This window comes from Polyangium spumosum (assembly GCF_009649845.1).
GTDB classification, from domain to species: domain Bacteria; phylum Myxococcota_A; class Polyangia; order Polyangiales; family Polyangiaceae; genus Polyangium; species Polyangium spumosum.
In genome coordinates, this window is the sequence record NZ_WJIE01000002.1 from 552,480 (window position 1) to 565,666 (window position 13,187).

Below are 13,187 nucleotides of genomic sequence, written 5' to 3' on the forward strand. Positions count from 1 at the left end.
AACGCGCCGCGCAGCGCGATCTTACGCGCGCCGCGCCGGGAGGATTCCCCCGGAGCGAAAGCACGTTCGGGGCGCCCCCCTACCCGCCTCCAGGAAGCTCGCGACACCCGCAGGCACAAACGACGAAGGGCGCCGCAGACGAAGACCGCCCGCCGCGCCCTCACCGAGGACCGCCGCTTCTCAGCTCGATCGACGCGCCGCCGCGCGCGGCTTCTTCGCCGTCGCCTTCCGCCCCGCCGTCGCCTTCGCCTTCGTCGTGGCCTTCTTCGCCGCCGGCGCCTTGGCCGCGCCGCCGCCCGCCGCCTTCTTCGTGGCCTTCTTCGCGGGCGCCGCCGCCTTCTTCGTGGCCTTCTTCGTGGCCTTCGCCGGGGCCTTTCCGGCCTTCTTCGCGGCCGCCTTCTTCGCCGGCTTCTTCGTGGCCTTCTTCGTCGCCTTCTTCGCGGCGCGCGCGGGCTTCGGCGGGGCCGCCTCTTCTTCCGCGGCGAGCTCCTCGTCGAGCTCGACCTCGTCGAGCGCCCGACGCGGCGGCATCTCCTTGCCGTACTTCGCCAGGAGCTCGCGGATCTTCTCGTCGAGCTTGGCGAACTCGAAGGGCTTGTCGAGCCAACCGTCGGCGAAGAGCGGCGAGGTCATCGCGTTCATGCTCTCGCCGATGCCCGTGAGCATCAGGACCGGCGTGTTCGCGAGGGCCCCGCCCGCGGCGTTCGGAGCCTTCACGAGCTTCGCGACCTCCCAGCCGCTCATCTGCGGCATCATCACGTCGAGCATCACGAGCTCGGGGTGATGCTGCTGGATCAGGCGCCACGCGGTCTCGCCGTCGGCGGCATCGTGGACGTGAAAGCCGAGGGTCCGGAGATGGCGAGCCACCAGGCTCAGCATGGCGGGCTCGTCCTCGGCGACGACGACGGTGAGAGGCTTCGTGCTGGTGCTGGCGGACGACATCGTGTCGGGATGAGAGTACGCGGAAGGGTGGAAGGTCAAGGCCTACATGCGCCCGGCACTTTCGCCGCATCACCTCGGCAGGCCCGGCGCAAGGCGCCGCCGCCCCCAAGCGGCGAGGACACCTGGACATTCCCGACGCCGTCGTAAAGTCCTGCCCGTACGCGAAGGCGCGCCCTCGGGGATCGCCGGACGAACTTCGCCACGACGTACCTCGTTCCCCCGCCCGCCGGCTCCTGCGATCATGCAGCCGCGCCATGACCACCACCCAGGACCTCGCCGCCGTGAGCGGCGCCACGGGATTCATCGGATCAGCCGTCGTACGCGAGCTGCTCGACCAGGGCCGCCGTGTGCGCGCGCTCGTCGAGCCCGGAGCGAGCCCGAAGAACCTCGAGGGTTTGCCCGCGGAGCGCGTCGAGCGCGTGGAGGTCGACGTCTGCGACGCGGCCGGGATGCGCAAGGCGCTCGAAGGCGCGAGCGCGTTTTACCACCTCGCGGCCATCTACAAGGTGTGGATGCCCGATCCCACGCCGATCCACCGCGTCAACATCGAGGGCACGTTGACCTCGTTGCTCGCCGCCCGCGACGTGGGCGTGCGCCGCGTGATCTACACCTCGTCGATCGCGGCGGTCGGCTTGAAGGACGACGGCACGCCCGCCGACGAGTCGACGCCGTGGAACCTCTGGGACCTCGCGAACGACTACATCGCCTCGAAATACCACGCCGAGCGCGTCGTCACGCGCCTCGCCGAGGCGGGCTTGCCCGTGGTGATCGTGAACCCCGCGTTCCCCTTCGGCCCGCGCGACATCGGGCCCACGCCGACCGGCGGCATCATCCTCTCGTTCCTGCGAGGGAAGATGCCCGGCGTGGGCAAAGGCGGGTTCTGCGCGGTCGACGTGGACGACGTCGCGATCGCGCACGTCGCCGCCGAGACCCGCGGGCGCATCGGCGAGCGGTACATCCTCGGCAACCACAACGTCACGTTCCGCGCGTTCCTCGAGCTCGTCGCCGAGGTCTCCGGCAAGAAGCCGCCGCGGCTGCCGATCCCCGCCGGCCTCGCGCGCGCCATGGCCTTCGGCCTCGAGTCCTGGGCCGATCACGTGAGCCACACGCCGCCGATCGCCACCTACAGGAGCGTCCGCTACATGCAGCACCACGCCTACTACGACGGCTCGAAGGCCCGGCGCGAGCTCGGTTTGCCCGTGACGCCCCTCCGGACCTCGGTCGAGCGCGCGATCGAGTACTTCCGGGCGAACGGGATGGTTTGAGCCCCAACGGATGAGGAGGATCAGGCCGCCCGAGCGAGGGTGATCTTGTCGGACTGGCCGGCCGCGTAGAAGGAGCGCAGCGCGCGGCGCATGCGGTCGAAGTGGCCGCGGCGGGCGAAGCTCTCCTCGAGCCTGCCGGCGAAGCGCGCGGCGAGATCGTTGGCGAGGCGGTACCGATCGCCGCGCTCGGTGCCCGGCGGGTGGAGGTACACCACGGCCTCGAAGAGGCGCGCCCGGATGCGCGCCGCGCGCGCCGGATCGAAGCGCCGCGCGGCGAGCGGGCCGTGCACGAGCAGGACGTACTTGTCGACCTCGGCCTGGAGCTCGAGCTCGAGCTGCGTCGCCGGCAGCTCGCGCCGCGCGCGCTCGGCGAGGTACAGGAAATGGCTCACGCCCTCGACGACCTGGCAGAGCAGGTCGAAGGGCGGGCTCTTTGGCTCGAGCGCCGCGCGCGGCAGGTGGAGCGCGAGCGAGACGCCGTCCTCGTCTTCCCGCACGAAGAGCACCTCGCGCCCCGCCTCGTCCGCCTCGTCCGCCTCGTCGATGGGCTGGATGAAATCCTCGACCGGCGGCGCCTCCGGGATGCCGTACGTGTGGCAGAGCTCTGCCTGGATCCGCGCAGGGAGCGAGGGCGCCATCAGTGGACGCCCTCCTTTCCGCGCTGCGGCACGAGCCCGCGGGCGCCGAGCTCCTCCGCGATCTTCGACGAGCCCGTCTCGAGCCAGCGCTCGTAGAGCTTGATCAGCCCACGCTGGCCCTGCGCGCCCTTCGCGATCGCGCCGTCGGCCACCTCGTTCAGGACGGCCACGAATTGCTCGAATCGGTCGGCGAGCTCGGTGAGGACGTCGTGGGTCGCGCGCTGGCCCGGCGCGCGCAGCATGGCCGAGGCGTTGTCGTACGCGGCCCGGCCGACGCGGATCACGTAGCCGCGATTGATCCCGCGCAGCTCGACGTGGCCGCCGAAGAAGCCGACCCCGTAGAGCACGCCGTCGCCGAGCGCGCGCAGGCGCTTGAAGCGCGTGACCCCGGAGGCCTCGAGCGCGTCGTGGAGCTGGAAGGCGAGGGGTCGGGAAAATGCCGACTCGTTCTCCTCGCTGGGGTGCGCATAGTCACACAGAACACCGACGAGATAATGAGACGCCGCCGCGGAGGCCTCGATCTTCCGCGAGCGCAGCGCATCACCGACGGCGCTCATGAAGTAGTCGGATATACTGAGAGAGATCGCAATGCTGGTTGTACGGCTCACGGGGCACCTCGTCCTGGACGGGGCGCCTCGGGACCGGGATCCAGCAGGCGCCACGCGCCCGGTTGAACAACTCGTCCTCGAAAGACCGGAGAGTGGGGCTTCGCGGTCGGCTTTCGACCGGACGCGGGCCCCATGAACGGAATCTACCGCAGGGGGCGCTCGGCGCCCAGCACACGGCGGACGGTTTTACGAGGGATTCCGAGGATTTGTGGCCACCCCGGGGGGCGGCTGCCAACGATCGGCCCAGCCGAGAATTTCAGCCGCTTGACAGCCGAACGACCATGACTATCTTCCGCGCCGTTCGTTAGCACTCACCCCCCGTGAGTGCTAACAATCGAAAAACCGCAAGCTCATCGGGCATGTGGCGGGGGCGCCCAAGCACGAACGCGCGCTCGCGCCTGCCCATTGCGAATGGGATCTGGTGGCCGCCGGCCACCCCCGGAGGGTTTCACGATGGCGACGAAGATCAGGCCTCTGCAGGACCGCGTGATCGTCAAGCGACTCAAGGAAGAAGAGAGGACCAAGGGCGGGCTCTACATCCCGGACTCCGCCAAGGAGAAGCCCGTGGAGGGCACGGTCCTCGCCGTGGGCAATGGCAAGGTCCTCGAGGACGGCACCGTCCGCAAGCTCGACGTGAAGGAAGGCGACCGCGTCCTCTTCGGAAAGTACTCGGGGACCGAGGTGAAGCTCGACGGGGAAGAGCACCTCATCCTGCGCGAGGACGACATCCTGGGCGTGATCGAGGCGTGACGCGGGCCGTGGCCCCCTGAATCTGGAGATATCGAGATGGCAGCCAAAGAGATCATCTACAACGAGTCCGCGCGCAGCATGATCCTCGCGGGCGTCAACGCCCTCGCCGACGCGGTGAAGGTCACCCTCGGCCCGAAGGGTCGCAACGTCGTGATCGAGAAGAGCTTCGGCTCGCCCACCGTGACCAAGGACGGCGTCACGGTCGCGAAGGAGATCGAGCTCGAGAACCGCTTCGAGAACATGGGCGCGCAGATGGTGCGCGAGGTGGCCTCGAAGACGAGCGACATCGCGGGCGACGGCACGACGACGGCGACGGTGCTCGCCCAGGCGATCTACCGCGAGGGCTCCAAGCTCGTCGCGGCGGGCCACAACCCGATGGAGATCAAGCGCGGCATCGACAAGGCGGTCGAGGCCATCGTGACGCACCTGAAGAGCGTCGCGAAGCTCACGCAGGACGCGAAGGAGATCGCGCAGGTCGGCACGATCAGCGCGAACGGCGACCTGACGATCGGCAAGCTCCTCGCCGACGCGATGGAGAAGGTCGGCAAGGAAGGCGTCATCACGGTCGAGGAGGCGAAGAGCGCCGACACGACGCTCGACGTGGTCGAGGGCATGCAGTTCGACCGCGGCTACCTCAGCCCGTACTTCGTGACGGACGCCGAGGCGATGAAGACCGTGATGGAGGACTGCTACATCCTCATCTCGGAGAAGAAGATCTCCAACATGAAGGACCTCCTCCCGGTCCTCGAGGCGATCGCGAAGCAGCAGAAGAACCTGCTCATCATCGCCGAGGACGTCGAGGGCGAGGCGCTCGCGACGCTCGTCGTGAACAAGCTCCGCGGCACGCTGCACTGCGCCGCCGTCAAGGCGCCGGGCTTCGGTGATCGCCGCAAGGAGATGCTGAAGGACATCGCGGTCCTGACCGACGGTCAGGTGATCGCGGAGGAGCTCGGCCTCAAGCTCGAGAACGTCACGATCTCGGATCTCGGCCGCGCCAAGACCATCCTCATCGACAAGGACAACACGACGATCGTCGGCGGTCAGGGCAAGAAGGACAAGATCAAGGCGCGCCAGCAGGAGATCCGCGCCCAGATCGAGCACACGACGAGCGACTACGACCGCGAGAAGCTCCAGGAGCGCCTCGCGAAGCTCGTCGGCGGCGTGGCGGTGATCAAGGTCGGCGCCGCGACCGAGACCGAGATGAAGGAGAAGAAGGCCCGCGTCGAGGACGCGCTCCACGCGACCCGCGCGGCCGTGGAAGAGGGCATCGTCCCCGGCGGCGGCGTGGCGCTCATCCGCGCCCAGGCCTCGCTCGGCTCGCTCGAGGTGAACGACGAGCAGCGGTTCGGCGTGAACATCATCCGCCGCTCGATCGAGGAGCCGCTCCGCCAGATCTCGGCGAACGCCGGCGAAGAGGGCTCGATCGTGGTCCAGAAGGTCCGCGACGGCCAGGGCTCGTACGGCTACAACGCCGCGAGCGGCGAGTACGGCGACCTGCTCGCGATGGGCGTCATCGACCCGGTGAAGGTCGTGCGCTCGGCGCTCCAGAACGCCGCGAGCGTGGCGAGCCTCATGCTCACCACCGAGGCGCTCATCGCGGAGCGTCCGAAGGAGGAGAAGGCGGCGGCAGGTGGCGCGCACGCGGGCCACAGCCACGACTTCTGATCCGAAGCGCGCCGTGACACCCACGGCGCAATCGTGAACGGACAACAAGGCCGGCTCCGTCGAACAACGACGGGGTCGGCCTTCGTTTTTTTCTTGGCGCACGAACGAACGATGCAGCGCGCCATGAGGGCCGGACCCTTGCTACAGTGGAGGCATGTGGGATCGGCGGCACGTCTCCGGCTTGGCGAGCTCCGCCTTCCGGGCCCTCGGCCGGCTGGTCCACTACCTCGACCTGCACGAGGCGCCGCGGGCGGCGAGCGCCATGGCGTTCGACGCGTTCCTCAGCATCATCCCGCTGCTCGCGGTGGCCGGCTGGGCGCTGCATCGGCTGCGTAACGCGGCGGCGGAGCTGCTCGGATCGCTGCTCAGCGCGGCGCCGCCGGCCGTCTCGGCCGCGCTCGGCGAGGACTTCTTCCGCATCTCCGACGCAAAGGCCCTCGTGCTCGCGCCGGTGGGTCTCATCGCGTTCTTGTGGGTCTCGTCGGCCGGCGCGGCGACGGCCATCGGCGTCTTCGAGACGATGTTCGTGTGCGCGCCTCGTCCCTGGTGGAAGCGGCGCCTCGTCGGGCTCGGCCTCGTGCTCGGCGCGATCCCGGCCGTGGGGCTCGCGACGTTGATCGGCCTCGCGTTCACGCAGTTGACGGGCTCGATCGGCGGGGCCCTCGTGGCCGCGCTCGGGCCGGCGCTCATCCTGACCGCGCTCATCGCGGCGTTTTTCCGCCTCACGATCACGCGCCCGCCCTCGGTGCGCAGGCGCGTCTGGCCGGGCGCGATCGTGACCGTCTCGCTCTGGGCGATCGTGTCGACGGTGTTCTCGATCTACGTGCGCAGCCTGGCGCGGTACGCGACGCTGTACGGGACGCTCGCGAACGTCGCGGTGCTCCTGTTCTGGCTCTGGTTGCTCTCGATCGCGCTGCTCGTCGGCGGCGAGGTTAACGCGCAGCTCGAGGGCGTGCGAGATCCTCACGACGACATGCCCGAGCGGTGGCTCACGCCCAAGGCGGAGGGGCCGCGTTCGATTCAGCCGCCGCCGCCGCCGGAGTCGATCTTGCGGCCGAAGAGGACGGCGTCGAGCGAATAGCGGCCGGCGCCCGTGAGGGCGAGCGTGAGGCCGAGGATCGAGAGCAAGAAGGGATATTCGAACGGCCCGCCCTTGCCGGTGCCGAAAAACGCGGCGTCCGGCAGGTGCATGGAGGCCCAGGCGACGACCATGTTGAACGCGACGACCGCGGCGGCGGGGCGCGTGAGCAGGCCGAGCGCGAGGCACACGCCGCCGAGGAGCTCGGCGAGGGTCGCGCACCAGGCGAGCAGCGTCGGCGCGGGAAAACCCTTCATTGCGAGGCCACCCGCGAGCCCGGCGGGGCCGGCCGTGAGCTTGGAGAGCCCGTGCGCCGCGAGCAGCACGCCCGTCGCGAGCCGGACGAGCAAGAGGCCCAGCGAGCCCGTGCGGCTCGGATCGGGATAGAGCAGGGATCGGAGCTTCATGCCCGTGGCGTAGCACGCCGCACGCCACGCGAGGCCCGAGGACCGGGCGAGCCGCGTGAGGGCGCACGATTGCGACGGAGGCGGGGTGGGAGGAAAACCCGCTTGGCGAGAAAAACGTTTTTCTATTTGAGGATGGTCTCGCAGCCGACCTGGATGTCGACCTTCACGTCGGTGGCGGCGCCGAGGGACGTGCAGGCCTTGCCGAGGAGCTCGACCTTGCCGTCCGCGGTATAGTCCCAGCAGCCGTCCTGCGGGCAGAGATCCAGCGGATCCGTGCGCTTTTTCAGGTTCTGCGGCGCGCCGTCGAGCGTGATGTTCACGTTGACCTGGTTCTTGTCGATCTGCTCGCCGGGCGGCGGCGGGGGCAGGTCGTAGACGCAGCCGAGGGCCTTTCCGCGGACGTCGGCGATGGCGTTCGCCAGGGTGTCGGCATTGAAGGCCGCGCCGCTCGAGAGATCGATGTGGCAAGGTTTGGCGGGGGCGGCCCCTGCCTCCGAGAAGACCGCCTCCTTGTCGCAGGTCGGATCCACCGTGTCCGGCGAGCCGCTGACGGCGTACGTCGAGAGCGCGAGCAGCATGTTGTAAGGCGGCGTGTCGAAGCCGTCGACCTTCGCGCCCGTGCTGTTCGAGCCAGGCACGCCCACGATGAACGTGAAAATGGGCTTGCTCGGATCGGTGCGGGCGGCCGTGATGAGGTCGTTCACGCTCTTCGGTTTTTCCCAGTCCGGACAACCATTGAGATCCTGGTACCCCTCGCGCGCCGGGCTCGCGACGGACGTGCACGAGAAGCCGCCGTCCGTGATCAAGACGAGCATGCGCCGCTCGATGTTCTCGGATTTCAAGGACGCATACCCAGCCTGGAGCGCGTCGTAAATGGGCGAGCCGTCGTCGACGTTGCTGAGCGGCGGGTGGCTGACGAGCCAGTCGTACATCTGCCGCCGCACGCCCGTCGCCGCGTTCGTCTTCTCCAGACCCGCCGGAGCCACCGGGACCTGCGGCAGGAACGAAAAGCCACACGAGACGCCGCCGATGAACTGCTTGCAGAGCTCGTAATCGAGCCCCTGGCACAAGCACAGGGGCGGATCCGTCAGGCTCGCGGGGAACACCGTCAGGCCGAGCGACATCGTGTCGAAGACGTCCTTGTCGATTGCAGATTTGATCGCGAGCTGCGCCGTCCCCCATTTGGACTGCTTGTTCATGCTGGCGCTCGCGTCGAGCACGGTGAGCATGGCCGCGGGCGCCTGCTGGGCCTCGGCCGTGAACTTCGCGCAAGCCGGGCCCCCGCCGCCCACGCCGCCGCCACCGGGCCCGACGGGCCCGGGCCCGATCGACCCGCCATTGCCCGATCCACCCGATCCCCCCTCGCCTCCCTCGCCCCCGCCGCCCGGGAGGTTGCCGCCCCCCGCCGCGCAGCCCCCGCCGAACCCGATTCCCATCGAAAGGCCAAGCCCCACGCTCACACCGAGCCACCGCAGAAAGCGCGCCATCGTTTCCTCCTCAGTCGTAAGGGAAACGACCAGAGCGTAACAGATGCCACATCTCGAAATCGACCACGACGAGCGGCACGAAGAACGAAATGGGCGGACGACAGCTCCACGCCCAGAACACAAGCCAAAGAGAACGCTCGGCGCGGTCTCCCCCCCTTGCGCGCGAGGTAACTTGGCCCACCATTGTTTGCTCGATGGCGACGGCACGCAGCGCTCCGGACTCCACGCCCCTCGGGACGCCTCCGGCCGAGCAATCGGCGCACGCAGGGCCGTTCACGAGGACGCACGTCGATCTCGCCGCGGCCCGCGCGAGCTCCATGGCCCGCGGCGGCGTGCGGGAGGGCGAGCTCTGCTTCCTCGGCTCGCTGCACGAGCTCGTGGCCATCGGGCTCTACCGGCCCGCGCTCTCGGCCCTCGTCTCGGGCACTGGCTCACCCGCGCGTCCGCCGATGGACCGATCCTACCTGCTCAAGATCCTCGATGAGGAGGTGGGCCGGCAGTTCGGTCACCCGCTCCGGCCCGTGGTCGAGCTCGTGCTCAACGGGATCGACGCGACGCCCGAGCACCCCGCGCGCGTGGACGTGCGCGTCCGCGAGGGCGTGGTGACCGTGAACGACGACGGGATCGGCATGGATCTGCGCGCGATCCTGTCGAGGCTCCTCGTGCCGTTCGCCACCGACAAGCGGCCCGGCGTGGACCTCGGGCGCTTCGGCGTGGGCTTCTTCTCGGTGATCGGCCTCGGCTTGCCCGATCCTTCGAGCCTGTCGATCGACGTGGAGACGGGCGACGGCGCGTCGGGTTGGTCGCTCTCGGTGCTCGCCGACGGGCCGGAGCCCTCGTCGCTGGTCTGCGCGATCCGCAAGCTCACGCCTCGCGCAGGGACACGCGTGCAGGTGCGATCGTCGCTGCTCGAGGCCGAGCCGCTACGCGCCTACCTGCGCGACGCGCTGCACTTCTTCCCGAAGGAGCGCGCGCTCGTGAACCTCGACGGCGTGCCGGTGAACGACGGCCGTTACCTCGCGGGAGGCTCGCTCTTCTCGGACGCGCTCTCGCCCGACGATCCGAGCCGGCTCGCGCGCTTCTACGTGGGCGGCCGCGCGCTCGTGACGGGCATCAGCGCCGCGACGTACCACGCGGGCGTGAAGGTCGAGGGTTGCCTCGCGATCCCGGAGCTCGCGCTCATCGACTTCCCGTCGGCCGTGGAGCTCACCGAGGGGCGCGACGCGCTCAAGCCGTGCCGCACCTTCCGCGCGACGGCGGCGGCGTTCTACCGCAAGCTCGTGGACCTCTCGCGCGCACCGGGGGCGAACCGCAAGACGTGTGATCGCCTGGCCGAGGTGGCCGCGCAGATCAGCGCGCTCATGCTGCAGTCGGCCGCGTGGAGCGAGGTCGCGCCCGAGCTCGCGCGCGCCTTGCTCGGCCCCGATCGGTACCTCGTCGGCCCCGAGCGACGCGAGCCGCTCATCGGCTTCCTCGGCGGCAACGTGGAGAACCGGCTCTTCGTGCCCGAGAGCTTCTGGGCCGAACGCGAGTGGCAAGGGTACGTCCCCGGGGAGCGGGAGCTGCTCGCGCGCGAGCTCGAGATCGATCACGCCGAGAGCCTGTCGAGCCTCGCGCGGCGTCGCCCCGATCTGCCGGGGATCGTCGAGCTCGCCCGTCGATCCGAGCGGCCCGAGGCCGTCCCGGTGGCGCTCGCGCGTGGCCGCAAGAGCGCGCCGGGCCCGCTGCCTTGCCTCGGGACACGCCACGCGTTGCTCGTGCGCGAGGACGCTCCCGCGGTCTCGCGCCGCGTGGGCTGGGCCGAGCACTACGCGCTGCGCGTCGCGTTTGATCGCGCGACGGGCATGCGTGAGCCGGATCTGGAGCGCGAGCTTATCGTCAGCGAGCCCATCGGGGTCACGGGGGCGGTGTAGCCGAACGAGCCTCGTCGGCGCGGCTCAGGGGGAACTGGGGGGGAACCGATGACCGAAGTCTACGCTGGCCGTCTCTCGGACCTCTTGCTCGTGCGCGTGCACGGCCGCTCTTCGGCCTACCTCGCGGCGAGCCGCGCGTCCCGCCCGGGCATCGTGGAGGCCTGCCGCAGAGAGGCGACGGTGCCCGACCTCGCCGAGCGGATCCTCTCCCGCACGATCTACGCGCAGAGCGCCACGCGTATCGCGCCGCTGCGCGAGCTCGTGCAGAACGCGCTCGACGCCTCGCCGCGCGGAGCTGCGATCGACGTGCAGTCGGGGCTCGGCGGCACCGAGATCATCGTGACCGATCGTGGCCGCGGCATGACCGCCGACGAGGTCCTCGGGGATCTGCTCGTCCCGTTCCGCAGCGGCAAGGAGGGCGAGGATCTCGCGATCGGCGAGCACGGCATCGGCTTCTTCAGCGCGCTCGAGATCGCGCCGCGCCTCGAGGTGAAGACACGCACGCGCACCGAGGGCCACCTCCTGCGCGTCGAGCCGCTCGGCAAGGGCCCGCCCTACAACGACTTCGCCTGGTCGCTCCGCCCGCTGCCGCACGTCGAGGGCTGGACGGGCACGTCCGTGAGGCTCCTGCTCGACGAGCCGATCAGCCGCTCCGTCCTCGCGTCGGAGGTCGCCGCGGCCGCGTCGTTCGTCGATCCCGCCGTCGCGCGTATCTACGTCGACGGTGTGCTCATCAACGTCGCCCGCACGCGGATGCGCCGCGTCGCGCGCGCGCAGGTCGGCGGCCTGCACACGGGGCCCATGGGCGAGCTCTCCATCTGGGTCGGCCGCGGCGACGGCGCCTTGCCGCACGTCACGATCACCCAGCGAGGCCTGCTCGTCGCGGTGAGGCAGGACCTCTTCACCGCGCCCGAGCTCTCGCTGCACCGCGACCTCGCGCGGGCGATCGTGTCGGCGGGCTTCGGCATCGTCGTCGAGCTCCCCGCCGAGGTGCCGCTCAACAAGGGGCGCTCGGCGCCAGCGGCGCACGCCGCGGCGGCCGTCGAGTCGGCGCTCATCGCGGCGTTCGAGCGCTTCGTCTTGCACGACGCGCTCTACGATCGGGAGCTGCTCCGCGCCGTGGATCATCGGCTCTCGTCGGTCCTCGATCGCCTGCTCTGCGCGGCGCTCGCGGGCCAGCCCACGCAGCCTGCGGCGGCGAGCGCGCCCGAGGAGCTCACGGAGACCCCGCGCACGGCCAGGGCCGCGACGATCCTGCCGCCGCCGCTCTCGATGCCGCCCGAGTCCGAGCGTCGCCAGAAGCGCCCCACGGTGGCCGCGCCCGAAGAGGTCGTGCGTTTCGCGGACGCCTTGCTCGACACGCCGGCGCTCCGGGTGCTCAGCATCGACGACGAGCACGAGCAGCACCCGCGCATCGTGACCTTGCGACACCTGCTCGTCGCGTATCGCGCGGGCACGCTCCGGCCGATGGGTGAGCCGCTGCGGCCGGGCCTCACGTACGTCTCGCTCGACGATCCGCTCGCGGACGCGCTCTGGCGGCGGCTCGTCGCGACCTCGGCGGCGGCGGCGGCGGCGAGCTCGCAGGATCGACGAGGCCGGCGTGTGGGTGCGCTCGCGATGCAGCGCATCGATCGGGAGACGCTTCTCGCGACGGCGAAGGCGGTGCCGGGCGTCGACGCGCTCGCGGCTGCGATGACGGTGCTCGAGGGGATCGACGCGGCGATCTCGATCGCGGCGGAGCTCACGCCCTCGCCGGTCTCGGTGCACCAGGATCTTTATGGCCCGGACGAGATGGCGCACACGGACGGCAGTGGCATCAGCGTGAACCTCGCCTCGGCGCGGGTGCGGGCGCTGCTCGTGTCGGTGCTCCAGCAGGACGATCCGGCGGCGTTCGGGGCGCTCGTGGATCTGATGCTGCACGAGAAGACACACGTCTCCTTGGCGAGTTACGTCCCGCACGCCAACGCCGAGCACGGAGCGAGCTTCTATCGGCGGAAAGATCTCCTGCGACGACGCCTGCTCGAGGCGATGTCGAAAAACATCGTCGGAGATCCTGCTTCGTGGTTGCCAGCCGCAAGGCGTGGACTTTCGTCGGTCTGCCTACCTGCGCCCGACCTCTTGGCGGCCACGTTCCAGGCGCTCCCGCCGGTCGCTGCCTGACGTCGTTCCCGTCCCCCCTGCCCGGGCCTCGTCTCTTCCCGGCCCATCCTCACACGATCCGGCACAGTCCCGCACATGTGCCGTGTTCTAAAATAGCAATCCATTCAACCTGAACAGATCACATCGCCGAACGTCCGCGGTTCGACCTACGGTTCGTCCGGTTTTTCGATCGGGTCTGTCGGGCTGGATCCACGGGGCTGTTGGTTTCTTGTGATCGCGTGCGATGCCGCGTATCCTCGCGGTGCCCGGAGCCCCTTGGCGGGGATTTCTTGGC

General features: G+C 69.9%; 11 protein-coding genes. 6 read left to right on the plus strand and 5 right to left on the minus strand.

Annotated elements, in window-relative coordinates:
- Window positions 1-180: 180 nt before the first annotated feature.
- Complete coding sequence (locus tag GF068_RS08195; RefSeq protein WP_153818758.1) at window positions 181-942, minus strand: response regulator transcription factor; 762 nt, start codon at window positions 940-942, stop codon at window positions 181-183.
- Between the two features lie 254 nt (window positions 943-1,196).
- Between GF068_RS08195 and GF068_RS08200 the strand changes: the two genes are divergently transcribed.
- Window positions 1,197-2,207: an NAD-dependent epimerase/dehydratase family protein gene (locus GF068_RS08200; protein WP_153818759.1), complete on the plus strand. Its 1,011-nt coding sequence runs from the start codon at window positions 1,197-1,199 to the stop codon at window positions 2,205-2,207.
- Between the two features lie 20 nt (window positions 2,208-2,227).
- On the opposite strand, the gene GF068_RS08205 is transcribed toward GF068_RS08200, so the two are convergent.
- Window positions 2,228-2,845 (minus strand): hypothetical protein, encoded by a 618-nt coding sequence (locus tag GF068_RS08205; RefSeq protein ID WP_240806736.1) that lies wholly within the window; start codon window positions 2,843-2,845, stop codon window positions 2,228-2,230.
- Window positions 2,845-3,402: a hypothetical protein gene (locus GF068_RS08210; RefSeq protein WP_153818761.1), complete on the minus strand. Its 558-nt coding sequence runs from the start codon at window positions 3,400-3,402 to the stop codon at window positions 2,845-2,847. The genes GF068_RS08205 and GF068_RS08210 overlap by 1 nt, the downstream gene beginning before the upstream one ends.
- 504 nt (window positions 3,403-3,906) lie before the next feature.
- Here GF068_RS08210 and groES point away from each other — a divergent pair.
- From groES to GF068_RS08225, 3 genes are all read left to right on the plus strand, one after another.
- A complete protein-coding gene (gene groES, locus GF068_RS08215) occupies window positions 3,907-4,203 on the plus strand; it encodes a co-chaperone GroES (RefSeq protein WP_153818762.1) in 297 nt (98 codons plus the stop codon).
- Window positions 4,204-4,239: 36 nt separating this feature from the next.
- The gene (gene groL, locus GF068_RS08220; RefSeq protein WP_153818763.1) at window positions 4,240-5,868 is read left to right on the plus strand and encodes a chaperonin GroEL; all 1,629 of its coding nucleotides are present in this window, start codon (window positions 4,240-4,242) and stop codon (window positions 5,866-5,868) included.
- Between the two features lie 154 nt (window positions 5,869-6,022).
- Complete coding sequence (locus GF068_RS08225; RefSeq protein WP_153818764.1) at window positions 6,023-6,949, plus strand: YihY/virulence factor BrkB family protein; 927 nt, start codon at window positions 6,023-6,025, stop codon at window positions 6,947-6,949.
- Here GF068_RS08225 and GF068_RS08230 read toward each other — a convergent pair.
- Both GF068_RS08230 and GF068_RS08235 read right to left on the minus strand, forming a co-directional pair.
- Window positions 6,889-7,353: a DoxX family protein gene (locus tag GF068_RS08230; protein ID WP_153818765.1), complete on the minus strand. Its 465-nt coding sequence runs from the start codon at window positions 7,351-7,353 to the stop codon at window positions 6,889-6,891. The genes GF068_RS08225 and GF068_RS08230 overlap by 61 nt on opposite strands.
- A 122-nt stretch (window positions 7,354-7,475) precedes the next feature.
- Complete coding sequence (locus tag GF068_RS08235) at window positions 7,476-8,840, minus strand: vWA domain-containing protein (protein WP_153818766.1); 1,365 nt, start codon at window positions 8,838-8,840, stop codon at window positions 7,476-7,478.
- A 194-nt stretch (window positions 8,841-9,034) separates the two neighbouring features.
- On the opposite strand from GF068_RS08235, the gene GF068_RS08240 reads away from it, so the two are divergent.
- Together GF068_RS08240 and GF068_RS08245 are read left to right on the plus strand one after the other, a co-directional pair.
- Complete coding sequence (locus tag GF068_RS08240; protein WP_240806737.1) at window positions 9,035-10,753, plus strand: ATP-binding protein; 1,719 nt, start codon at window positions 9,035-9,037, stop codon at window positions 10,751-10,753.
- 48 nt (window positions 10,754-10,801) lie between these two features.
- Window positions 10,802-12,913, plus strand: a complete 2,112-nt coding sequence (locus GF068_RS08245; protein ID WP_153818767.1) for an ATP-binding protein — start codon at window positions 10,802-10,804, stop codon at window positions 12,911-12,913.
- Window positions 12,914-13,187 lie beyond the last annotated feature (274 nt).

What these genes read in the sequence shown, in the direction of transcription:
- GF068_RS08210 (WP_153818761.1), bottom strand. Translation starts at nt 3,402, where the DNA reads ATGAGCGCCGTCGGTGATGCGCTGCGCTCGCGGAAGATCGAGGCCTCC.
- GF068_RS08200 (WP_153818759.1), top strand. Translation starts at nt 1,197, where the DNA reads ATGACCACCACCCAGGACCTCGCCGCCGTGAGCGGCGCCACGGGATTC.
- GF068_RS08230 (WP_153818765.1), bottom strand. Translation starts at nt 7,353, where the DNA reads ATGAAGCTCCGATCCCTGCTCTATCCCGATCCGAGCCGCACGGGCTCG.
- GF068_RS08240 (WP_240806737.1), top strand. Translation starts at nt 9,035, where the DNA reads ATGGCGACGGCACGCAGCGCTCCGGACTCCACGCCCCTCGGGACGCCT.
- GF068_RS08205 (WP_240806736.1), bottom strand. Translation starts at nt 2,845, where the DNA reads ATGGCGCCCTCGCTCCCTGCGCGGATCCAGGCAGAGCTCTGCCACACG.
- GF068_RS08245 (WP_153818767.1), top strand. Translation starts at nt 10,802, where the DNA reads ATGACCGAAGTCTACGCTGGCCGTCTCTCGGACCTCTTGCTCGTGCGC.
- GF068_RS08225 (WP_153818764.1), top strand. Translation starts at nt 6,023, where the DNA reads ATGTGGGATCGGCGGCACGTCTCCGGCTTGGCGAGCTCCGCCTTCCGG.
- groES (WP_153818762.1), top strand. Translation starts at nt 3,907, where the DNA reads ATGGCGACGAAGATCAGGCCTCTGCAGGACCGCGTGATCGTCAAGCGA.
- GF068_RS08235 (WP_153818766.1), bottom strand. Translation starts at nt 8,840, where the DNA reads ATGGCGCGCTTTCTGCGGTGGCTCGGTGTGAGCGTGGGGCTTGGCCTT.
- groL (WP_153818763.1), top strand. Translation starts at nt 4,240, where the DNA reads ATGGCAGCCAAAGAGATCATCTACAACGAGTCCGCGCGCAGCATGATC.
- GF068_RS08195 (WP_153818758.1), bottom strand. Translation starts at nt 942, where the DNA reads ATGTCGTCCGCCAGCACCAGCACGAAGCCTCTCACCGTCGTCGTCGCC.